This is a genomic window from Roseisalinus antarcticus (assembly GCF_900172355.1).
Classification (GTDB): domain Bacteria; phylum Pseudomonadota; class Alphaproteobacteria; order Rhodobacterales; family Rhodobacteraceae; genus Oceanicola; species Oceanicola antarcticus_A.
This window is the reverse complement of the sequence record NZ_FWFZ01000004.1, coordinates 137,768-164,342: the sequence shown is the minus strand read 5'-3', so window position 1 is coordinate 164,342 and position 26,575 is coordinate 137,768. Positions and strand designations below refer to the sequence as shown.

The 26,575-nt window shown below is 66.5% G+C and carries 24 protein-coding genes; 11 read left to right on the top strand and 13 right to left on the bottom strand.

Annotation, left to right across the window (positions count from 1 at the left end):
* Nucleotides 1–9: 9 nt before the first annotated feature.
* From ROA7023_RS05840 to ROA7023_RS05820, 5 genes are all read left to right on the top strand, one after another.
* Nucleotides 10–615 carry a hypothetical protein gene (locus ROA7023_RS05840; RefSeq protein ID WP_085878076.1) on the top strand — a complete coding sequence of 202 codons (606 nt, stop codon included), beginning with the start codon at nt 10–12 and terminating at the stop codon, nt 613–615.
* Nucleotides 612–1,088, top strand: coding sequence for an LptA/OstA family protein (locus ROA7023_RS05835; protein WP_370739200.1), 477 nt, complete (start codon nt 612–614; stop codon nt 1,086–1,088). The genes ROA7023_RS05840 and ROA7023_RS05835 overlap by 4 nt, the downstream gene beginning before the upstream one ends.
* Nucleotides 1,088–1,840: an LPS export ABC transporter ATP-binding protein gene (gene lptB, locus ROA7023_RS05830; RefSeq protein ID WP_085878075.1), complete on the top strand. Its 753-nt coding sequence runs from the start codon at nt 1,088–1,090 to the stop codon at nt 1,838–1,840. Before ROA7023_RS05835 ends, lptB begins: the two co-directional genes overlap by 1 nt.
* A gap of 233 nt (nt 1,841–2,073) precedes the next feature.
* A complete protein-coding gene (gene hpf / locus ROA7023_RS05825; protein ID WP_085878074.1) occupies nt 2,074–2,652 on the top strand; it encodes a ribosome hibernation-promoting factor, HPF/YfiA family in 579 nt (192 codons plus the stop codon).
* Nucleotides 2,653–2,696: 44 nt separating this feature from the next.
* Complete coding sequence (locus ROA7023_RS05820) at nt 2,697–3,161, top strand: PTS sugar transporter subunit IIA (protein ID WP_085878073.1); 465 nt, start codon at nt 2,697–2,699, stop codon at nt 3,159–3,161.
* Nucleotides 3,162–3,167: 6 nt separating this feature from the next.
* Here the strand turns inward: ROA7023_RS05820 and ROA7023_RS05815 are convergent, their stop codons facing one another.
* The 9 genes from ROA7023_RS05815 to cysQ all read right to left on the bottom strand — a co-directional run bounded on the left by ROA7023_RS05815 (nt 3,168) and on the right by cysQ (nt 13,442).
* Complete coding sequence (locus ROA7023_RS05815) at nt 3,168–4,589, bottom strand: sulfotransferase family 2 domain-containing protein (RefSeq protein WP_085878072.1); 1,422 nt, start codon at nt 4,587–4,589, stop codon at nt 3,168–3,170.
* 3 nt (nt 4,590–4,592) lie between these two features.
* The gene (locus ROA7023_RS05810) at nt 4,593–6,293 is read right to left on the bottom strand and encodes a DUF5927 domain-containing protein (RefSeq protein ID WP_085878071.1); all 1,701 of its coding nucleotides are present in this window, start codon (nt 6,291–6,293) and stop codon (nt 4,593–4,595) included.
* Nucleotides 6,290–7,300 (bottom strand): glycosyltransferase family 2 protein, encoded by a 1,011-nt coding sequence (locus tag ROA7023_RS05805; RefSeq protein ID WP_085878070.1) that lies wholly within the window; start codon nt 7,298–7,300, stop codon nt 6,290–6,292. The genes ROA7023_RS05810 and ROA7023_RS05805 overlap by 4 nt, the downstream gene beginning before the upstream one ends.
* 48 nt (nt 7,301–7,348) lie before the next feature.
* Nucleotides 7,349–8,548 (bottom strand): glycosyltransferase family 4 protein, encoded by a 1,200-nt coding sequence (locus tag ROA7023_RS05800; RefSeq protein ID WP_085878069.1) that lies wholly within the window; start codon nt 8,546–8,548, stop codon nt 7,349–7,351.
* Entirely contained in the window at nt 8,526–9,515 is a 990-nt protein-coding gene (galE, locus tag ROA7023_RS05795) for a UDP-glucose 4-epimerase GalE (RefSeq protein ID WP_085878068.1), read from the bottom strand. The genes ROA7023_RS05800 and galE overlap by 23 nt, the downstream gene beginning before the upstream one ends.
* Nucleotides 9,516–9,553: 38 nt before the next feature.
* On the bottom strand, nt 9,554–10,447 hold the full coding sequence (galU, locus tag ROA7023_RS05790; protein ID WP_085878067.1) for a UTP--glucose-1-phosphate uridylyltransferase GalU: 894 nt from the start codon (nt 10,445–10,447) through the stop codon (nt 9,554–9,556).
* 134 nt (nt 10,448–10,581) lie between these two features.
* On the bottom strand, nt 10,582–11,841 hold the full coding sequence (locus ROA7023_RS05785; RefSeq protein WP_085878066.1) for a glycosyltransferase family 2 protein: 1,260 nt from the start codon (nt 11,839–11,841) through the stop codon (nt 10,582–10,584).
* Complete coding sequence (locus tag ROA7023_RS05780) at nt 11,838–12,638, bottom strand: 3-deoxy-manno-octulosonate cytidylyltransferase family protein (protein WP_085878065.1); 801 nt, start codon at nt 12,636–12,638, stop codon at nt 11,838–11,840. Before ROA7023_RS05780 ends, ROA7023_RS05785 begins: the two co-directional genes overlap by 4 nt.
* Nucleotides 12,639–12,641: 3 nt before the next feature.
* Nucleotides 12,642–13,442: a 3'(2'),5'-bisphosphate nucleotidase CysQ gene (gene cysQ, locus ROA7023_RS05775; protein ID WP_085878064.1), complete on the bottom strand. Its 801-nt coding sequence runs from the start codon at nt 13,440–13,442 to the stop codon at nt 12,642–12,644.
* A gap of 123 nt (nt 13,443–13,565) precedes the next feature.
* Here cysQ and ROA7023_RS05770 point away from each other — a divergent pair, with 123 nt between their 5' ends.
* Together ROA7023_RS05770 and ROA7023_RS05765 are read left to right on the top strand one after the other, a co-directional pair.
* Entirely contained in the window at nt 13,566–14,387 is an 822-nt protein-coding gene (locus ROA7023_RS05770; protein WP_085878063.1) for an ABC transporter permease, read from the top strand.
* The gene (locus ROA7023_RS05765) at nt 14,384–15,034 is read left to right on the top strand and encodes an SH3 domain-containing protein (RefSeq protein WP_085878062.1); all 651 of its coding nucleotides are present in this window, start codon (nt 14,384–14,386) and stop codon (nt 15,032–15,034) included. Before ROA7023_RS05770 ends, ROA7023_RS05765 begins: the two co-directional genes overlap by 4 nt.
* Nucleotides 15,035–15,130: 96 nt before the next feature.
* On the opposite strand, the gene ROA7023_RS05760 is transcribed toward ROA7023_RS05765, so the two are convergent.
* Nucleotides 15,131–15,751 carry an alpha-ketoglutarate-dependent dioxygenase AlkB gene (locus ROA7023_RS05760; protein ID WP_268807977.1) on the bottom strand — a complete coding sequence of 207 codons (621 nt, stop codon included), beginning with the start codon at nt 15,749–15,751 and terminating at the stop codon, nt 15,131–15,133.
* Between the two features lie 192 nt (nt 15,752–15,943).
* Here ROA7023_RS05760 and dnaK point away from each other — a divergent pair, with 192 nt between their 5' ends.
* The 3 genes from dnaK (at nt 15,944) to radC (ending at nt 19,891) form a co-directional block, all read left to right on the top strand.
* Nucleotides 15,944–17,860, top strand: a complete 1,917-nt coding sequence (gene dnaK / locus ROA7023_RS05755) for a molecular chaperone DnaK (protein ID WP_085878060.1) — start codon at nt 15,944–15,946, stop codon at nt 17,858–17,860.
* A gap of 76 nt (nt 17,861–17,936) precedes the next feature.
* Nucleotides 17,937–19,091: a molecular chaperone DnaJ gene (gene dnaJ, locus ROA7023_RS05750; protein WP_085878059.1), complete on the top strand. Its 1,155-nt coding sequence runs from the start codon at nt 17,937–17,939 to the stop codon at nt 19,089–19,091.
* 44 nt (nt 19,092–19,135) lie between these two features.
* Nucleotides 19,136–19,891: a RadC family protein gene (radC, locus tag ROA7023_RS05745; RefSeq protein WP_085878058.1), complete on the top strand. Its 756-nt coding sequence runs from the start codon at nt 19,136–19,138 to the stop codon at nt 19,889–19,891.
* An 8-nt stretch (nt 19,892–19,899) separates the two neighbouring features.
* On the opposite strand, the gene ROA7023_RS05740 is transcribed toward radC, so the two are convergent.
* The 3 genes from ROA7023_RS05740 to secA all read right to left on the bottom strand — a co-directional run bounded on the left by ROA7023_RS05740 (nt 19,900) and on the right by secA (nt 25,545).
* Entirely contained in the window at nt 19,900–21,396 is a 1,497-nt protein-coding gene (locus tag ROA7023_RS05740) for a phosphate ABC transporter substrate-binding/OmpA family protein (protein WP_234992047.1), read from the bottom strand.
* Between the two features lie 110 nt (nt 21,397–21,506).
* Complete coding sequence (locus tag ROA7023_RS05735; RefSeq protein ID WP_085878057.1) at nt 21,507–22,637, bottom strand: hypothetical protein; 1,131 nt, start codon at nt 22,635–22,637, stop codon at nt 21,507–21,509.
* A 196-nt stretch (nt 22,638–22,833) separates the two neighbouring features.
* Nucleotides 22,834–25,545 carry a preprotein translocase subunit SecA gene (gene secA, locus ROA7023_RS05730; protein ID WP_085878056.1) on the bottom strand — a complete coding sequence of 904 codons (2,712 nt, stop codon included), beginning with the start codon at nt 25,543–25,545 and terminating at the stop codon, nt 22,834–22,836.
* Nucleotides 25,546–25,730: 185 nt separating this feature from the next.
* Between secA and ROA7023_RS05725 the strand changes: the two genes are divergently transcribed.
* On the top strand, nt 25,731–26,570 hold the full coding sequence (locus ROA7023_RS05725) for a peptidylprolyl isomerase (protein WP_085878055.1): 840 nt from the start codon (nt 25,731–25,733) through the stop codon (nt 26,568–26,570).
* Nucleotides 26,571–26,575 lie beyond the last annotated feature (5 nt).

Below are 26,575 nucleotides of genomic sequence, written 5' to 3'. Positions count from 1 at the left end.
GCGCGCGGGATGGCCGACAAGCACTCCACCTACGTGGCCTGGGCCAAGGTCCTGCTGCCGCTCGGAGCGTTGACGCTGCTGTCCACGACGTTTCTGTTCGCCCGGGCGCCGCAGATCGGCGACACCAGCATTCCCTATGCCGACATAGAACAGCTGGCGCGGGAACAGCAGATCTCGGCGCCATCCTTCTCGGGCGTCGCCGATGACGGCTCGATCATCGAGATCCTCGCCGAAAGCGCCCGCCCCGAGGATGCCGCGGCCCGGATCATCACGGTCACCCGGATCCACGCCTCGCTGTCCTCGCCGGGCGGAATGCACGTGGATGTGCGCGCCGGAGAGGGCCGGATCGACCGCGCCGCCGGCACCGCGCGGCTGGGCGGGCTGGCGCGGATCGTGACTTCCGACGGCTACGAGATCGAGACCGCCGCCGTCTCCGCCGATCTGGACAGCGGCCGGATCGAGACCGAGGGCGCGCTGGAGGCACATGCCCCCTTCGGAGAGCTGGCCGCCGGCAAGCTGGTGATCGAGACGCCGGAGGGCGGGGGGCAGCGTCTCCTTTTCAACGAGGGTGTCCGGCTGGTATACGATCCGGCACAAGCAGAGGCTCTCCCGTGAAACATATCCTGATCGTCGTCCTTCTCGCCGCTGCCGGCATGGCCACGGCCCAGACCAACATCGACCTCGGCGGCCTCAGCACCGACCCCGGCGCCCCGGTCGAGATCACGGCCGACAGCCTGACCGTCGATCGCGACACCGGCTCGGCTGTCTTTGCCGGCGGCGTCCTGATCGGACAGGGCGACCTTCGGCTCGCCGCCGAGCGGGTCGAGGTGATCTATGACGGCGAAACCGGCGACATCGCGCGACTGACCGCTTCGGGCGGTGTCACGCTGGTCACCGCGACCGAACAGGCAGAGGCGGGGGCGGCGGAATACGATCTGACCGCGGGCCAGCTTGTGCTGACCGGCGACGTGCTGCTGACGCAAGGGGCCAGCGCCTTGTCGGCCGAGCGGATGGTGGTCAACGTCAACACCGGCGCGGCCCGGATGGACGGGCGGGTGCGCACCGTCTTTCGCCAGGACGGTCAGTGATGCCCGACCTCAAGGTCACCGAGGGCGGCGCGGGCCTGCATGTTGTCAGCCTGCGCAAGAGCTATCGCAAGCGCATGGTGATCCGGGACGTCAGCCTCGATCTGGGCCGAGGCGAGGTCGTGGCGCTTCTGGGGCCGAACGGCTCGGGCAAGACGACCTGTTTCTATGCCATCGCGGGCCTGGTCCAGCCCGAGGGCGGGCAGGTGATCCTCGACGGCATCGACGTGACCGCCCTGCCGATGTATCGGCGGGCCAAGCTGGGGATCGGCTATCTGCCGCAGGAGATGTCGATCTTTCGCGGTCTGTCGGTCGAGGACAACATCCTCGCCATCCTCGAGATCACCGTCTCCGACCGGACCAGCCGCCGCGAGCGGCTGGAGGAATTGCTGACCGAATTCTCGATCGAACACCTGCGCCGGGCGCCCGCCCTGGCCCTGTCGGGCGGCGAACGCCGCCGGTGTGAGATCGCGCGCTGCCTGGCGGCGGGGCCGAAATACGTGCTTCTGGACGAGCCCTTCGCCGGGGTCGACCCGATCTCGGTCGAGGACATCCGGATGCTGGTGGTGGAGCTCAAGATGCGCGGCATCGGCGTGCTGATCACCGATCACAACGTTCGGGAAACGCTCGAAATCGTGGACCGGGCCTATATCCTGCATGACGGCCGCGTGCTGATGAGCGGCACCGCTGACGAGGTCGTCGAGGACGAGAACGTGCGCCGGGTCTATCTGGGAGAAGGCTTCCGGGTGAACTGAACGGCGCGTTTAGGCGTTAAGTCTTTGGTCGTTGACAGAAGGCCATCGGCTGTCGCCAAATGGGAGGGATGACAGCGCATGTTCCCTCAGCCGGTGATGTGCGGGCCAGGTGCCCGGCCGGATCGAACAAGCCTCGGACCCACCGAAGGTTCCGCGCGTCGTCGCCCCCGGACCGCCGAGAAGACAGGACTGACCGGTCCGCTGCGCGGTCCATTTTCGATGAAGGAGTCACCATGCGTTACCAAATCAGCGGCAAGCAGATCGATATCGGCACAGCCTTGCAGGAGCACGTTGAAACAGAGTTGGGTGAGACCGTGGCCAAGTATGCTGGCCGCCCCACGGACGCGACGGTCATCTTCTCGAAGTCCGGCAGCGCCTATAATTGCGAGGCCGTGGTGCACTTGTCGACCGGCCTGACGGCACAGGCCAAGGGGCAGGCGCATGAGATTTATGCCGCTTTTGACAGCGCCTGCGAAAAGATGGACAAACAATTGCGCCGCTACAAGCGCAGGTTGAAGGACCATCACAAGGAACGCTCACAACCGGTTGAACTCTCGATCGCCCCTTCGTATATCCTCGCGTCTAATGAATCGGAGGATACGGAGCAGGAAAGCGATGTGAATTCCATGATCATCGCCGAGATGGAGATGAAGATTCCGTCCCTGTCCGTCGGAGACGCGGTGATGCAGATGGAAATTTCGGCCGCTTCCGTGCTTGTCTTCCGCAATGAAGGCCACAGTGGGATCAACGTCGTGTATCGCCGTGATGACGGCAATATCGGATGGATCGACCCGCGAAACGCAGGCACCTGACCTTGCCCCGCACGGCGGGGCAAGCGGACCGGAATGGAAATTCAATGCAGCTCGAAGACATACTGAGCCTCGACGGGATCAAACTCCTGTCGTCGTCCAGCAGCAAGAAGCGGCTGTTCCACGACCTGGGCGAGATGGCGTCGGCGACGCTTGGCCTTTCCTCTTCCGCGGTGATCGAGGCGTTGACCGAGCGTGAAAACCTCGGGCCGACGGGCGTGGGCGGCGGTGTCGCCCTGCCCCACGCGCGGCTCGAGGGGCTCGACCGGGTGCGCGGCCTGTTCCTGCGGCTGGACAAGCCGCTGGACTTCGAATCGGTCGACCGGCAGCCCGTGGATCTGGTCTTCGCGCTGCTCGCGCCCGAGAATGCCGGGGTCCAGCACCTCAAGGCGCTGGCCATCGTGTCGCGCACCCTGCGCGATCCCGGCACCTGCGCCAAGCTGCGCGCCAACGACGACCCGTCCACGCTCCACACGATCCTGACCGAAAGCAACGCGTCGCAGGCGGCCTGACCGGGCCTAGGCCCAGGTGCCGAACCCGAAGCCCATGTAGTCGCGCTGATAGATGTCGCGCACCAGCGATTCGATCTCGCCGTCATAGATCTGTTCCAGCCGGGCGCGGTTCGGGTCGGTCTCGCCGGGGACGGGTGCATCGGACCGCCCTATCTGGGCGGCCAGCTGCGACAGCCCCTCGGCCAGCTGATCTTCGCGCAACACCATGTCGGGCAGGGCGAAATTCGCCATCCCGCGCAGCACTTCGGTCTGCGAGGACCACCAGGCATCGACCCTGACCGAGGTCTGGCCCCCGAGGTTGGCCTTCACGAAGGCGAGGTAGGTGGTAAAGGCCGCGCGGTGCGCGGTCGCATCATACTCCGGGCCGGGATTCTGCCCCGGCACCTGCAGCTTGAACACCTGCCGCAGGGTCTTGCGGATATCCATGTAGGCGGTCGGGCCGGTGAAAAGGATCTTTTCGCAGAACGTGGCATGGGCGCGGGCCACCGGGTGGCGGATCACGGCAAAGGACCGGTGACCGTTGTTCTTGCGTTTCCACTGTCGCAGGCTCTTCTGGTTGAAGCCGTCGATCAGCTTGCCCTCGCCCACCCCGTCCAGTTCGGCCATCCACCCGCGCACCGCATCCGTCGGCCCGCCGAGCACGGGCATGAACAGGATCGGGCTGGCAGGCGCGGCGACATAGGTCGGGACCACCGCCCCGCGTCGCGGCTCGAAATTCGGGGTCCGGGTGAGGTTGAACCGGTCGAGATGGACCAGCGCCTGCTCCATCTGGTCGAAATTGGTGACCTTGGACGACATCGGCTCGGGGTTCTGCTTCTTGAGCTTCGTATCCAGCCCCTCCAGCCGGCCCGAAGCGCCAAGCCACCGGGCCAGCCCGTTCATCACGTCCAGATCCTGAAGATCCTCGTAAGCGACATAGAACGCCGTCTGACCCGAGCGTTGCAGGGCGTTCAGCAACCGGATCTGGAAGGCCTGCAACGCGGCGAGATGGGCCTCGAACTCTGCCGCGTCAAAGGCGACCTGGCCCGATTTGACGTGTTTCACGTTGGTCAGCTTCCACTGCCCGGTCTCCTGCGCGATCTTCCAGCTGACGTAGCTTTCGACCGGGTTGCGGGTCAGGATGATCTTGGCGCAGCGGGGGTCGGGCAGAACCAGGTCAAGCGCCCGTGGGTCATGATCGTTGAAAAAGCGAAAGCCGCCGAGGCCCTCGCTCTGGTCCTTGATCCGGGTCAGCAGGGCGGCGGGGTCGGCCTCGCGCTCTTCCAGGGTCATGTCCAGCAGCGTGTCGCGCTTGGGGTAGCCGATGAAATGCGGGTTGAACGCCTCTCCGTGACACTGGATGCCGGGGATCGCGTTCAGGTTGGCCTCCAGGAAGTTGGAGCCGGTCCGCATCTCGGCGAAAATCACGAAACTGTCGAATGACGTCATGGCTTACCTGATCATGTAGCGCTTGCGCCGGAGTGGCGTCGCGGCGGGACGGGGGGCGCCTTCGACCGGGAAATCCCCCATGAGATAGGGGTCCATCCCCTGGTTCTTGAGGTTCTGCAGGAACCGCCCGAAACCTGTCAGATCGACCATGCGCGGCATCTCGGTCAGCTTGCGGCCGGTGCTGCCGGGAAACTCGTCGATCACTGTCTGCAGGGCCTCGGCCGGCGCCTCGAGGAACTCGGCCATGGTCCAGATCCTGATCCGGGCCTTGGCATGGGGCGAGCGCAGGGCATCGAGATGCTCGCTCTCGATCTTCTGGAGCGCGGCGGCCTCGGCCCGCAGCAGGGCGAAATCCTCGTTGGCCAGGAACAACGGCACGGCCCAGGCCCCGGAAATGACGCTGATCTGCGCGTTGGGATCCTTGGCCAGGTCCCAGGTGATGATCTGGCTGTCCGCCGGGCCGAACTGAAAGCACTGCCGCTCGCCCCGGGTGTTCCAGATCAGGCTGGTCAGGAAGCGGCGCGCATTGTAGTCCCGGATCTTGACGCCGTCGGTCAGGGCCCCGGCAAACGTGGCCTGCCGGCCCTCGAATTCCGCGCCGTCCTTGGCGAAGAGATGGCCGTGCACCCGGGTGCCGGTCTCTCGGGCCAGCCAGTCCTCGAACCCTTCGTAGAGGTCGGCGAACCCCTCGAACACCGAATAGGGCGCCGAGGAAAAGCCGTTCTCCCAGCCTTCGTGCGGCAGCCGCGACTGCATGTAGAGCCCGGTGCGCCCCCGGGTCCGACGCTCCACCGCCTTGGCGAAGATCCGGTCGATCTTGCCGGGGTTGGGCTCCGCCCCCTTCATTGCCTGTTCGGACGGGTCGAGGAACGCCTCGTAGAGCCGGTCCGCATGGGGCCAGATCTTGCGCGCCACGAAGCAATCCGACCGCCGCAGAAGCTGCAGGTGGTCGTCGTAGAAGATGTGCGGCTTGCCCTGGAAATCGAATTTGGACAGCGTCAGAGAGCGGCTTTCGATCTGCGGCGAATAGAGCCGGGCGAGGGTCTGGAAATAGCTTTCGTCCGGGATCCAGACCCTGCGGAAATAGGCATCGTATTCGCGCCGCAGCGGATCCTTGAGGATCGCGGTCAGGGTGTTCCGCGTCAGGCACCACCATTGCGAGCCCATGTGCGGCACGACGCCTTCGGGGATGCGTCGCTTCAGCCGCAGCTTGCGCTGGATCTCCACATAGGTGTCGAACAGGAACCGCTGCCGTTTCCACGAGAAGGGAAAGCGCAGCACGAAGCGTTCCGCGTCCAGCCCTCCGACCGTCCAGGGCACGTCGGCGGTGGTCGCGCTTTCGATGAAATCGGTCTGCGGGCGCGCGTCGAGATAGCTGCGCAGCTCGCGCACGGGGCGCAGCGGCAGGCAGGAGCCGGACGCGAGGTAGACATGCCGCACCTCCGCGAACCGGTCGAGCATCAGCGAGGCCCCCGATTGCGAGGCCGCGACGATCCCCCAGGTCCCCCATTCGCAGCGGTGCCGCTTGCAGAACAGCACAGTGTCGAGGTCCTTCAGCGCAAGGACGAACCGGTCGTATGTCTCGCGCGGGACCTTCTTGTCGACATGGATCACCACGGGACAGCCGCCCTTGACCCAGTGCCGCGCCACCTGCTCGGCCCGGCCGAAGGCGTTGTGCACCAGAAGGAGGATTCCGACGGTCATGCCCAGTTGCCCTTGGACATCAGGCCCAGAATCTCCAACTGACGCCAGTTGATGTATTTCTCGGACCATTTGCACCAGAGGTCGGGGTTCTCCGTCACCCCCTCGGCATAGGCGAGGTATTCGCGGCTGGCGGCGTAGTGCTGACCGCGCCCGATCTCTTCGCGGGCCTTGTCGCCGAAGGTGCTGAGGAACTTGGTGTGCAGCAGGATGCCCGACGCCTTCTCACCGCCCCATTCATCGTAGACCTGGTTCAGGCCGCGCGGCAGCAGCGTGTGGGTCGAGCTGACATAGGCATATTGCCGGTCCCACTTGACCAGCGGGATCTTGTTGAGCGCGGGCGCGCGGGCCGGATCGTCGGCAAAGAAGGCGCGCATTCGCGGCCCGCCCTGGATCCAGAGGTTGCCGTACTTGTGGTTGCGGTAGATCGAGTAATTGCCCGCGTCGAACCAGCTCGCGATCTCCAGCGGGTCCTGGCCGCGGCTGTAGGGCACGTCGGCGATGCCACCCTTGGGATACATGTCCAGCAGCATGGCCGAGAACGACTTGATCGACGAGGCATCGAGCCAGTCCGTCAGCGCCCGGATCGGACGGGTGTCGCAGAACGGATAGACGAAAAGCTCGTCGGGATCGACGACCAGCGCCCAGTGCCCGTGGGCATATTTGAGCTGCAGCCAGTTCAGCCAGTCCACCCCGAACCGCGCCCGCTTGTAGGAGGCATTCGTCCCCCAGAGCGAGACATCGGGCTGCTCGGCCAGGTATTCGCGCCCGCCATCGTCGCTGCCGTTGTCGACCATCAGGAAATGATTGACGCCCATATCCCTGTAATACTTCAGGAAATACGGAAGCCGGATGATCTCGTTGCGGAAGGTCGAAAAGACCAGGATGTCGCTGCCGCGGATCGAGCCCGTACGCTGCACCACCGGCGTGAGATCGCGACGCTTGCGGAACGCCCGTATCCGCCAGCGCTTGCGCTGCAATCTCAGCCGGTATGATTGTACCGCGCCCACCCTCGATCCTTTTTCTGCCAGAGCTGCCGTCCCGCGACGGACCGGCTATCACGTCACGCTTGAGACGACCTTGAAATGATCGGCCCAATCGGGCGGCGTGAACCCGGGGGCCGGGGCGGGAAAGGGCTGCTCTGACAACTGCCTTATTGTCTTTTCCCATGCATAGCTGTCGCTCACGTCCACGTAAACGGGCACGTCACCCAGCACTTCGCGGCAGATGGCCAAATCGCCACAAACCACCGGCGTGCCCAGGGCCGCGGCTTCCGCCGGGGGCAGGCCGAAGCCTTCGGCCAGCGACGGAAAGAGCAGGGCCCGCGCATCGGCGACAAGCGCCGAGACCGCGCCGTCCGACAGGCCCGGACATTCGCGCACCCCGGGCACGCCGGCATCCAGCCGGGCAAAGACCGCACGGTTCTTCCAGCCCCGGCTGCCGCACAGCAAGAGGGGCGGGGGATCCTCGCCCAGCGCCTCCCATGTGTCCAGAAGCAGGCCGATGTTCTTGCGCGGCTCGATCGTGCCGAGCGCCACGAAATAGGGCCGCGCGGGCGGCAGGCCCTTGGGCAGCGCCGCGGGGTCGGGCGCGGCCGGCGCCACGCCCAGCGGCGCATGCGCAATCGGCGGGCCCTCGGGCAGATGGCGGCGGATGTCGGCGGCCACGGCGGCCGATGAGGTCAGGATCACATCCGCCTCTCCCGCCCTCGCCAATAGGCCCGCGAAACGGTCGACGCTGCCCTCGCGCTGCATCTGCGGCAGGTCGAGCGGGATGGTATCATGGATGAACACCGCGATCCGCGCCCCGGGAACGGTCCGCACGGCCGCCACGACCCGCGCGGTCAAGTTGGTGTGCCCCAGGTTCAGATAGGCCGTCCCCGGCGGCAAACGGTTGCCCAGCATCCGCGCCAGCCGCCCACGCCGCACCCGCGCGATCGACAGCCGCCGCAGCGCCGCCTCGGCCGCGCGTTGCGCCGGGGTCTTGCCCCGCGCGAGGCGCGAGAGCATGTCGGGCGGCGCCCAGTCCCCCGCGTCGAGCCTGCGCAGGAACCCCTCCGCCCCCGCCCGGTCCAGCAGCAGATAGCCCAGAGCCGTCCGGGCCAGAGCAAAGAGCGGCGTCGGCTGCCCGAGAAGTTCGACGAGATAGGCCCGTTCGACCCGGTCCACCCCGGTCAGGGTTCGCCCGGCCCGTGACGCCAGCCGCGTGATGTCGATCAGGCGGGCCGGCGGGCCCTCACGCCTTGTAGTGGGCGACATTGTTCTGATGCCAGCGCCAGGCATCGGCCACCATCGTCTCCATCGTCGAGCGATGGGGCGTCCAGCCCAGTTCGGCCTCGGCCCGGCCGCTGCCCGAGACAAGCTTGACCGCATCGCCCGCGCGCCGCGGCCCCTCGACCACCGGCACCTCGCGGTTGGTGACCTTGCCGGACTGCCGGATGACCTCGCGCACGCTGAAGCCGGAGCCCGTGCCGAGGCAGAACACTCGGCTCTCCTTGCCGTCCTGCAGCCACTTCACCCCCAGAACATGGGCATCCACCAGGTCCATCACGTGGACGTAGTCGCGGATGCAGGTGCCGTCCGGCGTGTCGTAATCGGTGCCGTAGATCGTCAGCGCATCGCGCTTGCCGTCGATGGCGTCCAGCATCAGCGGGATCAGGTGCGTCTCGGGCTGATGGAATTCACCGATCTCGCCGTCCGGATCGGCGCCAGCCACGTTGAAATAGCGGAAGATCACCGCGCGCAGTCCGTGGCTCGCCCCGAAGTTCTCCAGCATGTCCTCGATCGCCCGCTTGGTCGCGCCATAGGAATTGAGCGGCGCCTGCGGGGTGTCCTCGTCAAGCACCACGCCGTCCTGGTCACCGTATGTCGCGCAGGTCGAGGAGAAGACGAAATCGAGGCACCCGGCCGCGACCGCCGCCTCGACCAGGTTCAGGGTCGCGCCCACGTTTCCGCGCCAGTATTTGCCCGGGTTCGACATGCTCTCGCCCACGAGGGAGAGGGCTGCGAAATGCATGACCGCGACCGGCTGCCACTTGGCAAAGACCTCGTCCAGCCGGGCCCGGTCCAGCAGGTCGCCCTGCTCGAAGGGCCCGAACTTGACCGAGTCGCGCCACCCGGTTTCCAGGTTGTCGAAGGTGATCGGGGTAAAGCCGGCCTGCGCCAGGGCCTTGCAGGCATGCGAGCCGATATAGCCCGCACCACCTGTCACAAGAATATTCGCCAAGGTCGGTCCACCCGTCGTCTGTTCAGATCAAGCCGGTATCACTGCGCGGCGGAACGGCTCGCCGACAATTCATCGAGATAGCCCTGCAATTCGTCGCGCAGGTCGTCCCGCGCCAGCCCGAAGGCCACCGTCGCCTGCAGGAACCCGACCTTGGAGCCGCAGTCGAACCGCTGTCCCCGGAACCGGAAGCCGTAGACACCGCGCTCGCTCGCGATCTCCTTGGCGATGGCATCGGTCAGCTGGATCTCTCCGCCGGCGCCTTCCTCGACCTTGTTGAGGTTGCGCATGACCTGCGGCGACAGGATGTAGCGGCCGATCACGGCCAGGTTCGACGGCGCGTCGTCCGGGTCCGGCTTCTCGACCATCCCCTTGACCGACACCAGCGATCCCATGTCGTCCTTGCAATCGAGGATGCCGTAGGACGAGGTCCGCTCGTGCGGCACCTCCATCGCGGCGACCATGCTGCCGCCGGTTTCCTCGTAGGCTTCCATCATCTGCTGCAGGCAGGGTTTTTCGGCGGCGATGACATCGTCGGGCAGGATGACGGCAAAGGGCTCGTTCATCACCAGGCGGCGGGCGCACCAGACCGCGTGGCCAAGGCCGAGCGCCTGGTTCTGGCGGATATAGGCGATGCCGCCCGATTCCATGTTGGTCGACTTGAGGATCTCGAGAAGCTCGGTCTTGCCCTTCTTGCGCAGCGTGTGCTCCAGCTCGGGGGCGCGGTCGAAGTAATCCTCCAGCGCGGATTTCCCGCGCGAGGTGACAAAGATGAATTCCTTGATGCCGGCGGCCCGGGCTTCGTCGATGGCGTATTGGATGAGCGGCCGGTCAACCAGCGTCATGATCTCTTTCGGGACCGACTTTGTCGCCGGAAGAAACCTCGTGCCCATGCCCGCGACCGGAAAAATCGCCTTTGTTACACGCTTCGCCATGTTGTCGTCCTTTGACTCAAATCGAATTGTTGCAAGCCGGAAAGAAACATTCGTCACCCGTCGCTCTTGTCGTTCGGTTCGGTCGAATGATCACCTTGACAGTCTCTTCCGCGATATGTGAATGGCACAGATCCTCAGTGATTGTCCATGTCTGCGGCCGGTCGTCCACGCAAATGCCGCAAGCGCACAATTTCGTTTCGGATCCGCGCATGAAAGCGCCAGAATTGAACCAATCGTCCACCGCGCCGCGACCGACCGAAGAGCCCGCCACGCTGAATCCAGTAGCCCTCGTCGTCGAACCAGGCGCGATGATACCGCGCGGTCGGCGACAACAGGAACAGGGTCGTGTGCCAGCCGGCCTCGACCAGGCGCAGGGCCTCGGCGCGGCGGGCCCGCCCTTGCCAGATGCGGCCGGCGACCACCGCGTGACCCCGGCGGGGCACGTCCGGGCGATAGCGCAGGAAGGCGGGGGGCGCGGGCTCCAGCGGGGGAAGGGGCAACAGGTCGGCCCCGGACCCCTCGGCCCAGCCCGCATCGAACGTGGCCAGGATCCGGCCGACATCGCGGGGCTCTATCCGGCCGGCCACCATATGCTCCAGCAGGGACCTGTGCCGCAGCCGGCGCTCCTTGCGGCCGACCGAGGCGATGTCGTCGAGGCTGCTGTGGCGGCGCAGGAACATCGCAAGGCTCGCGCCGACGTCGTGCAGGCTGCGCGGCACCCGGTCGGGACGCCGCCGGTCGCTGGCGGCGGACTGGTGGTGCACCTGGGCATGCGGGACCGCCGCCGTCAGCGTGCCGAGGGCCGCCAGCCGCATGTCTAGGTCGGTCTCGTCCAGGTAGAACCGGAAGGCCGGATCGAACCCCGACACCCGCAAGAGCACCTCTCGTCGGAACGCCATGTTGGTGCCCTCGGTCTTGACCGCCCGCCCCGGCGCCGCCGTCACAAGCCGTGGCTCTCCGCCCTGCAGACTGACGGGGCGGCTGTCGGCATCCGGGCCCACGTCGCGCAGCCTGTGCTGCAGGCTGATCCCGTTGCGCCCGATGACATAGCCCGTGGCCGCGCCGACCTGGCGGTCCTCGAAGACCGGCGCGAGATGCGCCAGCCACAACGGCTCCGGCACCGCGTCGTCGTCGATGAAGGCGATCACCTCGCCCGCCGCCTGCGCGATGCCAAGGTTCCGCGCGACAGAGATGTTGGGCTCGTCGCAGGCGACCACCTTGATCCGGCCGAACAGCTCCGGCCGGGTGTCGATGCGCCGCCGGCCGGGTCGGTCTGCCACTGCAACGACCTCGAACGGATCATAGACCAGCTGGGTCAGCCCCCGCAGGCAGCGGATCAGCGCATCTGGCCGCCCGTTGCTGACCACGACCACGCTGACATTCGGGCGTGTCACGGCATGCCCGCCTCGGCCAGCATCGCCTCCAGACGCGGCACGTCCTCGGGGTTGTTCAGCTCCCAGAAGGGGCGGCCCCGGGCCTCGACCTCGACGCAGGTCAGGTGGACGCCGCGTTCGAGAAAGCGCAGCTGTTCCAGCCCTTCGAGCGTCTCCAGCGGCCCCGGCGTCCAGCGCGGATAGGCTGCCATGGCCGAGGGCCGGTAGGCATAGACGCCAACGTGGTGAAACACCGGCGTCGGCGCGGCGTCGGCATAGTCGGCCCCGGTGTAGGGAATGACCTCCTTGGAGAAATAGAGCCCGGCGCGGTCGATCCCGAACACCGCCGTCGTCCCGCCCACGCGCCCGGCCCGCCTGTCCTCGCGAAAACCGCGCAGGGCCCGGCCGTCGCACCGTAGCACCGGCGTCGCCACCTCGGCCACGGGGTGATCCGAAAGCTCGGCAATCAGCGCCTCGATGAACCATGGCGGGGTCAGCGGCGCGTCGCCCTGCAGGTTGACGACGATGTCATGCCCGCCCCCCAGCCGGTCAAACGCCTCGGCGCAGCGTTCGGTCCCGTTGCGGCAGGTCTCCGAGGTCATCACGACCTCGGCCCCGAAGGCCTCGGCCGCGTCGCGAATGCGGTCGTCATCGGTCGCCACGACCACCCGGTCGACCCCCTGCACCTGCATCGCGGCTTCCCACGAGCGGCGGATCAGGCTGCGCGCCTCCCCCGTAGCTCCCCGCAGGTCCACCAACGGCTTGCCCGGATAACGCTGGGACGCATAGCGCGCCGGAATGACGATCAGGGTGGGCAACGGTCAGGCGCCCTTCAAATCCACGCCGGGCGCGTAGGCGATGAAGAACGGGTTCGCAAAGCTCTCCTTGCCGTAGACGAGCGGCAGTTGCGGATTGTCGAACCTCACCACAAGCCCGCCCGCGCCGGCCAGCACGGCGTGTCCGGCGGCCGTGTCCCATTCCATCGTGCGGCCGAGCCGCGGATAGAGGTCGGCCTCGCCCGTGGCCACCAGGCAGAACTTCAGCGAAGAGCCGGCGGAGGTCATGTCGCGCACCTCGTACTGGCCGATGTAATCGTCGGTGGCCTGGTCGCGGTGCGACTTGGACGCGACCACCATCAACCCGCCGTTGTCGGGGCTAGAGACCGAGATCGGCTTGGTCTCTCCGACGGCCTGCTTGTCCAGGGCGCCGGTCTCCTCGACGGTCTGGCCGTCGGCCTGGGTGTAGAACAGCCGCCCCTTCGCCGGCGCATAGACCACGCCCCGGGTCGGCTGCCCTTCCTCGACCAGCGCGATGTTGACGGTAAAGTCGCCGCGCCGGTTGATGAATTCCTTGGTGCCGTCCAGCGGGTCGACGATCAGGAAGGTCTTGGCGCGGATGTCATGGCTCGCCGATTGCTCTTCGGTCACCAGCGCCACGTCCGGGAACGCCGCCCGCAATCCGGCCGAAATCAGCGCGTCGGCGGCCTCGTCGGCGACGGTTACGGGGCTGTTGTCGCTCTTGACCATCACCTCGAATTCGGGGCCGTCGTAGATCTCCATGATCTTGTCCCCGGCCTCGAGCGCGAGCCGCCGCATTTCCACCACAAGTTTCCCGTAGTCCATCGAGATGACTCCCCGGCGCCCTCACGGGCCTTTATTGAATTGAAATCTAACGTCCCTTATGGTGTCAGCCAGTGAAATGGGCAAGACAAAGACCATAAGCGGTCCGCAAGGCAGATAGAATTCATGTTCCAGACGCGACAGCCGCGATCACGCCTCTCGTCCGCGTTCGGAATGATGGAGCTGATCTATCATTCCATCGTGCGCGACATCCGCAAATCCAGCCGCCACGCGGTGCTGGGGCTGATCCAGAACATCATGCAGACGCTCATCCTGGTGATCGCCTTCTACTTCATGTTCGCGGTGCTGGGCCTGCGCGGGTCGGCCGTGCGCGGCGATTTCCTGCTCTACGTGATGTCGGGCATCTTCATGTTCATCTGCCACACCAAGTCCATGCAGGCGGTCATGAGCGCGGAAGGCCCCACCTCGGCGATGATGAAACACGCGCCGATGAACACCATCGTCGCCGTGGTCTCCGCCGCGTTGTCGACCCTTTATATCCAGGTGCTGTCGGTCATCGTGATCCTGTTCCTCTACCACGCGATCATGACCCCGATCGAAATCTACGATCCGCTGGGCGCCTTCGGAATGATCCTGCTGGCCTGGTTCACCGGCTGTTCGGTCGGCATGGTGTTTCTGGCGCTCAAGCCCTGGTTCCCCGGCTTCACCGCCATCGTGGCCCAGGTCTGGGCCCGGGCCAACATGATCGCCTCGGGCAAGATGTTCCTGGCCAACACGCTGCCGGGCTTCATGCTCGCCTGGTTCGACTGGAACCCGCTGTTCCACGTGATCGACCAGGCCCGCGGTTTCACCTTCATCAACTACAACCCGCATTTCTCGAACACGACCTACCCGCTGGTGGTCAGCCTGATCCTGCTCATGATCGGGATGATCGGCGAAAGCTATACCCGCAAACACGCCTCGATTTCCTGGGGAGCCGCAAGATGATCCGCCTTTTCGCCCTGTTCCTGATGCTGGTCCCGCTCGCCGCCCCGGCGCAGGGCCTGCCGCCGCTCCTGGATGTCGGGGGCAACGGGCTGCCCGCCCTGTTCGATGTGGCCGGTGTCGCGGCGGATGATACGCTCAATGTCCGGTCCGGCCCAGGCACCGACAGCCCCGTGATCGGAGAGCTGGCGCCCGACCGTCAGGGGGTGGAGATCGTGAGTACCGATGCCAGCGGCAACTGGGGCCTGATGAACCTGGAGGAGCGGGCCGGTTGGGTCTCGCTCGCCTACATGGCGCGACAGGCGGGGGATTGGTTCGCAAGCGCCTCGACCGTTGCGGGCTGCTTCGGCACCGAACCGTTCTGGGGCCTCACGGTCAGCCCCGGTTCCTGGTCGTTCGACATCTTCGGAGAGCCCCGCTTCGTCGCCGAACCCTCGCCCTTCACCGGCCCGGGCGCGGCGGGGTTCGATCGCGCCGCCAGCGCAGAGCTGTCGGGTGACGACGGCTTCGCCGCGCTGGTCATTTCGCCGGGCATCTGCTCGGATGGCATGTCCGATCAACTCTACGGGCTCGAAGCGCGGCTCATCACAACCCTGTCCGGCATGGGCACCCAACTCTGGAGCGGGTGCTGCACGGTGACATCGCGCTGATCCGCCCGGGGCGGGGCGCCAACGGCCCGGATCACGCCGCAGGCGTGGCCGGGCGAAACCTGTGCGCCGCAAGGCGCTCCATTTTCCTGAAGCCGCTCAACCATCGACCACGCGCAACGTGACGTTGATGCGGCCCCCGTCCGGCAGCAGCGTCGAGCTCCCCGGCACCACCCTGTCGACGCCGTGATACAACAGCCGCGCCGCTCCGCCCAGGACGGCCACGTCGCCGGACCGCAGCCAGACACTCTCGGTCTTGCCGCCTCGCGTCCGGTTGCCGACCCGGAACAGCGCCTCGTCCCCGAGCGAGATCGACACCACCGGAAAGTCGAAATTCGCTTCGTCCCGGTCCTGGTGCATCCCCATCTTCGCCCCGTCCCCGTAGAAATTCACAAGGCAGCATTCCGGCGCCCGCGCCACCACGCTCACCGCAGCCCAGACCGCCAGCACAGTGGGCGGAACCGGCGGCCAGGCAACCCCCGAGGGATGCCGCGTCTCGTAGCGATAGCCCGACCGGTCCGACACCCAGCCATAGCGCCCCGCCGAGGTCATCCGCACCCGCATCGGCTTGCCATAGGGTGTCATCGGCGAGAACAGCGGCGCCCGGCGCACCACCTCGCGCAGCTCTGCCACCATCCGCGCCTGCGCCTCGGGTGGCAGAAGCCCTTCGTAGATCGACACGCCGCGCAGGGTCAGCGTGGGCTCGGCGGTCCCGGTCAAATCCCGATCCTCCGACCTTGCATTTTTGTCACGTCTCCCGGGGCCGAAACCGTTGCAGCCCCATGACCCCCTCCCTATATAGCCCACTGAACGGCAGCAACGCAGTGTTCTGCCCCAATCCATACGGTCGCGGGTGCCGACATCGGGCCCGAGCCGTTCAAACCGCCTGAATTGAAGAGGGATTTGACAGACATGGCCAAAGTCATCGGCATCGATCTCGGGACCACGAACTCCTGCGTCGCGATCATGGACGGCTCCCAGCCCCGCGTGATCGAAAACTCCGAAGGCGCCCGGACGACCCCGTCCATCGTCGCCTTCACGGACAACGAACGTCTCGTCGGCCAGCCCGCCAAGCGGCAGGCCGTCACCAACCCGGAGAACACCATCTTCGGCGTCAAGCGCCTGATCGGCCGTCGGTTCGACGACAGCGATCTGGCGAAGGACAAGAAGAACATGCCCTTCACCACCATCGACGGCGGCAACGGCGACGCATGGGTCCAGGCCAAGGGCGACAAGTATTCCCCCTCCCAGATTTCCGCCTTCATCCTGCAGAAGATGAAGGAAACCGCCGAAAGCTACCTCGGCGAAGAGGTGACGCAGGCCGTCATCACCGTCCCCGCCTATTTCAACGACGCCCAGCGTCAGGCGACGAAGGACGCCGGCAAGATCGCCGGGCTCGAGGTCCTGCGCATCATCAACGAGCCGACGGCCGCCGCCCTGGCCTATGGTCTCGACAAGAAGGAAAGCCGCACGATCGCCGTCTATGACCTCGGCGGCGGCACCTTCGACGTGACCATCCTCGAGATCGACGATGGCCTGTTCGAGGTGAAGTCCACCAACGGCGACACCTTCCTCGGGGGTGAGGATTTCGACATGCGTGTCGTCAACTACCTCGCCGGCGAGTTCAAGAAAGAGCATGGCGTCGACCTGACCAAGGACAAGATGGCGCTCCAGCGCCTGAAGGAAGCCGCCGAGAAGGCCAAGATCGAGCTGTCGTCCTCCAGCCAGACCGAGATCAACCAGCCGTTCATCTCGATGGACAGTGCCACCGGCACGCCGCTGCACATGGTCATGAAGCTGACCCGCGCCAAGCTGGAAAGCCTCGTGTCCGACCTGATCAAGGGCTCGCTGAAGCCGTGCCAGGCGGCCCTCAAGGACGCCGGCCTCGCCACCGGCGACATCGACGAAATCGTGCTGGTCGGCGGCATGACCCGGATGCCCCGCGTGGTCGAGGAAGTGACCAAGTTCTTCGGCAAGGAGCCGCACAAGGGGGTGAACCCCGACGAGGTCGTCGCCATGGGCGCCGCGATCCAGGCCGGCGTTCTGCAAGGTGACGTCAAGGACGTCGTGCTGCTCGACGTGACCCCGCTGTCGCTCGGCATCGAGACGCTGGGCGGTGTCTTCACCCGCCTGATCGACCGGAACACGACGATCCCGACGAAGAAGAGCCAGATCTTCTCGACCGCCGAGGATCACCAGAACGCCGTGACGATCCGCGTCTTCCAGGGTGAACGTGAGATGGCGTCCGACAACAAGATGCTCGGCCAGTTCAACCTCGAGGACATCCCGCCGGCGCCGCGCGGCATGCCGCAGATCGAGGTGACGTTCGACATCGACGCCAACGGCATCGTGTCGGTCTCCGCCAAGGACAAGGGCACCGGCAAGGAGCAGAACATCACGATCCAGGCGTCGGGCGGCCTGTCCGACGACGAGATCGACCAGATGGTCAAGGATGCCGAAGCGAATGCCGAGGCCGACAAGGACCGCCGCTCGCTGGTCGAGGCCAAGAACCAGGCCGAAAGCCTCATCCACTCGACCGAGAAATCGCTGGAGGAGCATGGCGACAAGGTCGACCCGACCACCGTCGAGGCGATCGAACTGGCCATCGCCGCGCTCAAGGACGAGCTTGAGAGCGAGAATGCCGAGAAGATCAAGTCCGGCATCCAGAACGTGACCGAATCGGCCATGAAGCTGGGTGAGGCGATCTACAAGGCGAGCCAGAGCGCCGAAGACGGCGAAGCGGCCGCGTCCGATCGTGATGCCGACGCAGGCGCGGACGACATCGTCGATGCGGATTTCGAGGATCTCGATGACGACAAGCGTTCCTGAGAACGCGTGACGTGAAATCGACCGGCCCGACGCCTCGGGCCGGTCTTTCTCGTTCCCAAGGGGGGACCGACGACGAATGGCGAAACGCGATTATTACGATGTGCTGGGTGTCTCGAAGGGCGCAAGCGCCGACGAGCTGAAAAAAGCCTATCGTGGCAAGGCCAAGGAGCTTCACCCGGACCGCAATGCCGACAACCCGAATGCCGAGGCCCAGTTCAAGGAAGTGAACGAGGCCTACGAGGCTCTAAAGGATCCGAACAAGAAAGCCGCTTATGACCGTTATGGCCACGCCGCATTCGAGAACGGCGGCGGCGGACGTCCTGGCGGTGGCTTCGGCGGCGGTGCCGGGCAGGGCGATTTCGCCTCGGCCTTCTCCGACGTGTTCGACGACCTCTTCGGCGATTTCATGGGCGGCCGCCAGGGCGGCGGTGGTCGCAGGCGCGCGTCGCGCGGCAACGACCTGCGCTATAACCTGCGCATCACCCTCGAAGAGGCCTATGCCGGGCTGCAAACGACCATCACCGTGCCCACCGCCGTGGCCTGCGGCACCTGCAACGGCACCGGCGCCGAGGGCGGCGCCGAACCCGTGACCTGCCCGACCTGCTCGGGCATGGGCAAGGTGCGCGCGCAGCAGGGCTTCTTCACGGTCGAGCGGACCTGCCCGACCTGCAACGGCGCGGGCCAGACGATCAAGAACCCCTGCAACACCTGCCATGGCGCCGGCCGTGTCGAAAAGGAACGCGCCCTGTCGGTCAACGTCCCCGCGGGCGTCGAGACCGGCACCAGGATCCGGCTGGCCGGCGAGGGCGAGGCCGGGCTGCGCGGCGGCCCTGCAGGCGATCTCTATATTTTCATCGAGGTGCGCGACCACGAGCTGTTCCAGCGCGACGCGCAGCACCTGTTTTGCCGGGTGCCCGTCAGCATCAGCAAGGCCGCCCTGGGCGGTGACATCGAGGTGCCCACGATCGACGGCGGCCGCAGCCGGGTCAAGATCCCCGAGGGCAGCCAGACCGGGCGCCAGATGCGCCTGCGCGGCAAGGGCATGCCCACCCTGCGGGGCGGGGCCAGCGGCGACATGTTCATCGAATTGGCCGTCGAGACGCCGGTGAACCTCACCGCGCGGCAGAAAGAGATCCTGCGCGAATTCGACAAGCAGTCCGAGGGCAACAACCCGCAAAGCTCGACCTTCTTTTCCGCGGTCAAAAGCTTCTGGGACGGGATGAAGGGCTGATCCTGTTAACCTTGTGCTAACCTTGCCTGCGCCATGGTGCCGCCATGGCGCAGCGACATCTCTCCGAAGCCCCCCTTCCGCTTTTCGGCACCGCCCCTGACGAGGTCGGGACCCCGCCCGTGCGGCTGCCCTCCTACATTCGCGACCACCGCAAGCGCCTGCGCGAACGCTTCATGGAAGGCGGGGCCGCCGCCCTGCCCGACTACGAGATGCTGGAGCTTGTGCTGTTCCGCGCCATTCCACGCCAGGACGTGAAACCCCTGGCCCGGGCCCTTCTGGACAAGTTCGGCGATTTCAACACTGTCCTCTCTGCTCCCCCGCGCCAGCTTGACGAGGTCAAGGGCGTGGGCGAGGCGGTGATCTGCGAGCTCAAGATCGTCGAGGCCGCGGCGCATCGCCTCTCTCGTGCCCGCATCCTGCAACGGCAGGTGATCTCGTCCTGGGATGCGCTTCTGGATTATTGCCACACGGTCATGGCCCACCAGCAGACCGAGCATTTCCGCGTCCTCTACCTCGACCGCAAGAACACCCTGATCGCCGACGAAGAGCAGGGGCGCGGCACCGTCGATCACGTCCCGGTCTATCCGCGCGAGGTGGTGAAACGGGCGCTGGAATGCAACGCCTCGGCGATGATCCTGGTGCACAATCACCCCTCAGGCGATCCGACGCCCAGCCAGTCCGACATCGACATGACCGCCCAGATCGCCCACGCCGCCGAGGCGTTGGGCCTTGTGCTGCACGATCACCTGGTGATCGGCAAATCGCGCGAGCTGAGCTTTCGGGCCGAAGGATTGATCTGAGCGCGGGTCTAGCGGGCAGCGCCGGTCGCATCGACCCAAAGCTCTACCCGCCGATTGGTTTGCCGGCCCCATTCGGTATCGTCGCAACCCATGGGCAGCGCCTCGCCGAAAGCCGCCGTGCGGACCCGCACCCGGGGCGGCAATGACCCGCCAAGCGCGGCGACAAGCTCTCGCAGCACGGATTCAGCCCGGGCGCCCGACAGGGCCCGGTTAGCGGCCGCGACGCCGACGCCGTCGGAAAAGCCGGCCAGCAGCAATGTCTGGCCTTCATAGGTCCCGTCCCGGATCGCCCGGGCCAGCTGATAGACGTTCGACCGCGACTGCGCATCCAGCCGGGTAGAGCCGACCTCGAACCGGAAGGTGGTCGACAGCCGGTCGCGCCGCCCCAGCACCCGGACCATCTGCTGCAGATCGGCCAGCGTGATTTCGGGACCCGCGACCTCGATGGCGCCGGCGAACCGCTGGCCCTGGGCGGCCACGGGGATCGGCTCTGCGCCCAGGTCGACAAAGCCCGCGCGGCGCACGATGAACTGGGCGCGCTCGGTCCGAAGCCAGCCCAGGAACTCGGCCGCGACAGGCGGCAGACGCCGGATGGGCAGGTAGAGGAACAGGGGCATGGTCAGCGGGTAGTCTTCGGTCTTCAGCGTCTCGAGCGTCGCGGCGCTCGACCGGCCGCAGGCCCCGGCCATCGCGAGCGGCCGCGCATCGCCATAGGCGCGGTAGGGCACGATCCCCAGCGCACCAGGGTCCGCGGACACCGCCGCCGCCAGAGCCGCGGCATCCACGTGATGGATCACCCGATCCGACAGCGACGCGCCGCCAACCGCCACCACCCGGTCGACGAAGCCCTGGGCGTGACCTTCGGTTTCGTCAACCAGGTGCAGGGTCATCTCTCGGTCGGGCCCGCCGATCTCGGACCAATTGTCGATCTCGCCGGCATAGGCGCGGGACAGCACGTCGATGTCGATGTCCTGACGGTCCTGCGCGGCCGAGACGATCGGCACCAGGCCGTCGAGCGCGATGATCCGGCTGCGCTCTGCCAGGGCCAGATCGCCGAGGCCCGCCGCGAGCCCCGCCTCCCGTTCCGCCGGGCGCAGTTCGCGCACCGACAGGGCCACATCGGCGGCGTCCGACAGCAGGTCGGCGAAGCCCTCATCCGTGGTCGTCAGCCGAAAGCTGAAGCGATGCAGGTCCTGCCCTGTCGCCCGGTCGCTGATGACGTAGGAGAACAGGATCGCGCTGTCCTCCTCCCGCCGGGCGGCATAGCCTTCGGCGAAGGCGAAACCCTCGATCAGCGCGGGCATCAGCACCTCGCCCATCCGGGCCGCGCCGGAGAGGCGCAGATCGGGCACATGGGTCGCGGGATCGGGGCAGGCCGCGCCATCGCAGGTCACGGCGGCGTAGTCGAGCGTCACCTCGCCTGCATCGGTCCGCAGCCGCAGGTAGAGCCCATCGAACCCGAGCACGTCCCCGCGCAGGGTCAGCCCGCCTTCGCGGGCGGTCACGGTCACCTCCTGTGCCGCCAAGCCATTGGCAAGCAAACAAAAGACAAGTGCGGCGAGAAACCTCGCCGCACGCTTGCCGTGTCGATGTATGGGTCGACCTGATCCGAGCGTCATCGTGCCGCGAGTGTCAGGTCCTCGAGCATGTTTTTCAACACCAGAAAGTCACCGACGGCCGAACATTCCGGCATCGCCATGGTCAGGTCCAGCGCATGTGCCGGAGAACCGGGCGAGATCTGGATCGACTGCGCGGAAACATCGCGCTCGCAGGTTTCGTCGGTGATCTCGGCCTCGACCGACAGGACCACGTCGCCGGACGTCCGGTTGACCGCCGAGGGGAACGTATAGACCTCCGCCCGCAGCGGCGCGACACCCTGGCCGTCGCCGAGGCTGGTCAGGAACCCGCCCTCGCCGGCGATGGCCATGGAGGGGGTGCGCGCGGAGGCGGCCCAGACATGGCCCTCGCTGCCGTAGTCGGCGCCGAACTCCAGCGCATGGATCTGCAACCCGCTGTCGCCCTGCCATTGCAGCACGGCGCGGTCGTAATTCGCGATCGCGGGCACCTCGGCAGTCGCCACGGCGCCGTCTCCGCCATCGAAGGAAGCGATGAAGACCGCGCGTTCGGCCAGCGCGGGCACGACCACACGGGCGGAGCCGGTCGCGTCCGTCACAAGCGTGAAGATCATGCCCTGGTGGTGGATCGTCGCCTGCGCGTCCGGCAGGCAGACCGCATCGAGCCGCAGGGTCACCAGCGCCGCCTGGCCCACCTCGGCCGACAGGCTCGTTTCGCAGGCCGGAGCCGCGGGCGCGGCGGGGGCGGCCACCGTGATGGCATCGGCCCCGTCGCCTGCGTCCTCGGCGGTGTCGGCCGAAGGCTGCGCGGGGGCGGCTGTCATCGCGACAGCGGCCGAGGTCGCCGGCGGGCCCTGGAACGCGATCGGGCCGAGGCTCGCCATGGAGACTGCCGCCTGGGTCAGCTCTTCGGGCGGCTCGGGCATTGTCGGTTCCGCCTCGGCGACCGGCACGGTGACATCGACGTCAGGATCCGCGATGGGGGCCGCGCCTATGGTCGGCGCCGCGACCTGCGCAAGACCCGCGGTTCCGCCGGGCGGCGCCAGCGGCGAGAGGGCCGCCGAGGCGAGCGGCTGATCGAAGGCGTCGCCCTCGACCAACGGAACCTCGGCGCCGTAGCGATCCGCCAGGGCGTCGCCGTTCTGCATGACAAAGCCGATAGACAGGGCCACCCCGAAGGTTCCGCCAGCTATCGCCAACTTCCGAATCCGAGACATGAGTGTTTCCCCTTCCCAACCAGGATTTGGAAACAATCAACCGCCCCAAGGTGTCCTGAGCGGGACCGCACCGCGGAAAAACGGCGTCGGAAATGCGGCGGAACATTGCAGGCCGCTGCCCGGCCCCATGGCCGGGCCCCACGTCAGCGGGTCAGGCGAGCCGCCCGTGGCAATGCTTGAACTTCTTGCCCGACCCGCAGGGGCAGGGGTCGTTGCGCCCCGGGTTGCCCCAGGTGGTCGGGTCGTCCTCGACGAAACCGGGGGCAGCGCCGTCAGGGGCGGCATCGGCGCCGGCGCCGACCGGCACGGGCGTCGGTTGTTTCGCGGCCTGCTGTAGTGACTTCTGCTGCGCCAGCAGGCGATCCATCATCTCTTTTTGCTCCTGCTCCGTCATCGGGCGGATCTGCGAGAGCTTCTGCGTCACCTCGGTGCGCAGACTGTCGAGCAGGCTCTCGAACAGCTGGAACGACTCGGTCTTGTACTCGTTGAGCGGATCGCGCTGGGCATAGCCCCGGAAGCCCACGACCGAGCGCAGGTGTTCGAGCGTCAGAAGATGCTCGCGCCACTTGGTGTCGATGGTCTGCAGCAGAATCTGCTTTTCGACATTGCGCATGGTCTCTTCGCCGAAGGACGCGGCCTTCTCGGCCATGAACTTGTCGCTCTCCTCCTCCAGCCATTCGCGCATGACCTCGTCGTCGACGCCATCCTCGTCGGCCTTGGCCATCACCGGCACATCGACCCCAAGATGCTGGATCACATCGGCATAAAGCGCCTCTGTCTCCCATTGGTCGGCGTAGGAGCGGGGCGGCATGTGCTCGGTCACAAGATCCTCGATCACCTGGTGGCGCATGTCCTGGGCGATCTCGCTCAGATCCTTGGCCTCCATGATCTCGCGGCGCTGTCCGAAGATCACCTTGCGCTGGTCGTTCATCACGTCGTCGAACTTCAGCAACTGCTTGCGGACGTCGAAGTTGCGCCCCTCGACCTTGGCCTGGGCGCGTTCCAGCGACTTGTTCACCCAGGGGTGGACGATCGCCTCGCCCTCTTTCATGCCCAGCGACGACAGCACCTTGTCGAGCCGCTCGGACCCGAAGATGCGCATCAGGTCATCCTCGAGCGACAGGAAGAACGACGATCGGCCCGGGTCGCCCTGCCGGCCGGAGCGGCCACGGAGTTGGTTGTCGATCCGGCGGCTTTCGTGCCGTTCCGTGGCCAGAACGAACAGACCGCCCGCCTCGAGCACCTTCTTCTTGTCGGCGGCGTGCTCGGATTCGATCTGCTTGCGGATCGCTTCGGGGTCGGCATCGGGATCGGCGGCAAGCGCCTCCATCACCTTGAGGTCGACATTGCCGCCCAGCTGGATGTCGGTGCCGCGGCCGGCCATGTTGGTCGCGATGGTCACGGCGCCGGGCTTGCCCGCGTCGGCGACGATCTGCGCTTCTTTCTCGTGTTGGCGCGCGTTCAGGACGTTGTGCGGGATCTCGGCCTTCTTCAGCAGCGCGGACAGGAACTCCGACTTCTCGATCGAGGTCGTGCCCACCAGGATCGGCTGGCCCTTGGCGTGGGCCTCCCGAATCTCGGAAACGATGCCGTCGAACTTCTCTTGGCCGGTGCGATAGACCTTGTCGTCCTCGTCGACCCGCGCGATCGGCCGGTTCGTCGGCACCTCGACCACGCCCAGCCCGTAGATCGACATGAATTCCTCGGCCTCGGTCAGCGCGGTGCCGGTCATGCCCGACAGCTTGTCATAGAGGCGGAAGTAGTTCTGGAACGTCACCGAGGCGAGCGTCACGTTCTCGGGCTGGATCTCGCAATCTTCCTTGGCCTCGATGGCCTGGTGCAGACCGTCGGACAGCCGTCGACCCGACATCATCCGCCCGGTGAACTCGTCGATCAGCACGACCTGGCCGTCGCGGACGATGTAATCCTTGTCCTTCTGGAACAGCTTGTGCGCCCGCAGGCCCTGGTTGACGTGGTGGACCAGCGACGTGCTCTCGGGGTCATAGAGCGTCTGCCCCTCGGGCAGCAGGCCGGCGGCGGTCAGGCGGCGCTCGAGGAACTCGTTGCCTTCATCGGTATAGGTGACGTTGCGGGTCTTCTCGTCCAGCTCGTAGTGATCGGGGGTCAGCTCGGGGATGACCGCGTCGATCGCCTTGTAGAGGGTGCTGCGGTCCTGCGCCGGGCCCGAGATGATGAGCGGGGTCCGCGCCTCGTCGATCAGGATCGAGTCGACCTCGTCCACGATCGCGAAGTTGTGCCCGCGCTGGGACATCTGGTTCAGCTCGGACTTCATGTTGTCGCGCAGGTAGTCGAAGCCCAGCTCGTTGTTCGTCGCATAGGTGATGTCGGCCTTGTAAGCCGTGCGCTTTTCATCGTCGGGCTGCTGCGGGACGACCACGCCGGTGGTCAGGCCGAGCGCTCCGTAGACCTTGCTCATCCACTCCGCGTCGCGGCGGGCGAGGTAGTCGTTGACGGTGACGATATGCACGCCCTTGCCGGTCAGTGCGTTGAGATAGGCGGGGAAGGTTGCGACAAGGGTCTTGCCCTCGCCCGTCTTCATCTCGGAGATATTGCCCTGGTGCATGAAGATGCCGCCCATGAGCTGCACGTCGAAGGCCCGCAGGCCAAGCGCCCGGCGCGCCGCCTCGCGGCAGTTGGCAAAGGCCTCGGGCAACAGGTCGTCGAGGCTCTCGCCGCCCATCGCCCGCTTGGCGAGGCTTTCGGTCCGGTTCTTGATATCCTCGTCGCTGAGCTTCTCGAACTCGGGCTCCAGCGCGTTGATCTTCTCGACCAGAGGGCGCGTTGCCTTGATCTTGCGGTCGTTCGATGTACCGAACACTTTCTTCGCAATACGTCCGAGCATTTTCTCTCCCGCGCCGCTGCTGGCGCCCAGGTGTCATTCTCGTGAGAGGAGGTTGGTTGCCCATTTCGGACGCGGCCCATAGAAGACTGGCCAAGAACCGGCCCCCTCGGAGCCTTTTGGCGATGTAAGCGGGCCTCAACTCACTGTCAACGCCGCGCCCTGTCGCGGCAGATCAAGGACGCTTCATGACCCGTCTTCGCATGTTCCTCGCGGCCACCACAATGGCGCTCGTTGCCCCCATGGCGCAGGCCCAGTCCGCCAGCGACGTGGTCGCCACCGTGAACGGCACCGACATCACCCTGGGCGAGATGATCATCGCGCGCGGCCGGCTGCCGGCACAGTATCAGCAGCTGCCCCCGGCGGTGCTGTTCGACGGGCTGGTCGAGCAGATGATCCAGCAGCAATTGCTCTCGGACGACCTGCTGGAGGTGCCGGACCGCATCGGCATCGCCCTGAAGAACGAAGAGCGCTCGCTGCGCGCCGGCGAGACCATCACCCAGCTGACCGAGAACTCGGTCACCGAAGAGGCGCTGCAGGCCGCCTACGAGGCCCGGTTCGCCGACACCGACCCGGTGACCGAGTACGACGCCTCCCACATCCTGGTCGACACCGAGGAAGAGGCGGCCGAGCTTGTCGAGGCGGCCCGCGCCGAGGGGGCCGATTTCGCCGCCCTCGCCGAGGAGCATTCCACCGGTCCCTCCGGCCCCTCGGGCGGAGAGCTGGGGTGGTTCGGCCCCGGCATGATGGTCGAGCCGTTCCAGGAGGCTGTCGAAGGTATGTCCGCCGGCGACGTGGCCGGCCCGGTCGAGACGCAATTCGGCTGGCACGTCATCAAGCTCAACGAGACCCGGATCGCCGAGGCGCCGCCGCTCGACTCCCTGCGCCAGGAGCTGACCGCCGAGCTGCAGCAGCAGGCGATCGAACAGCGGCTGATGGATCTCGAAGAAGCCGCCGAGATCGCCCGGCCCGAATCCGGCGCCTTCGACCCCTCGGTCCTGTCGAACCTCGACCTGATCGCCGACTGACGCCG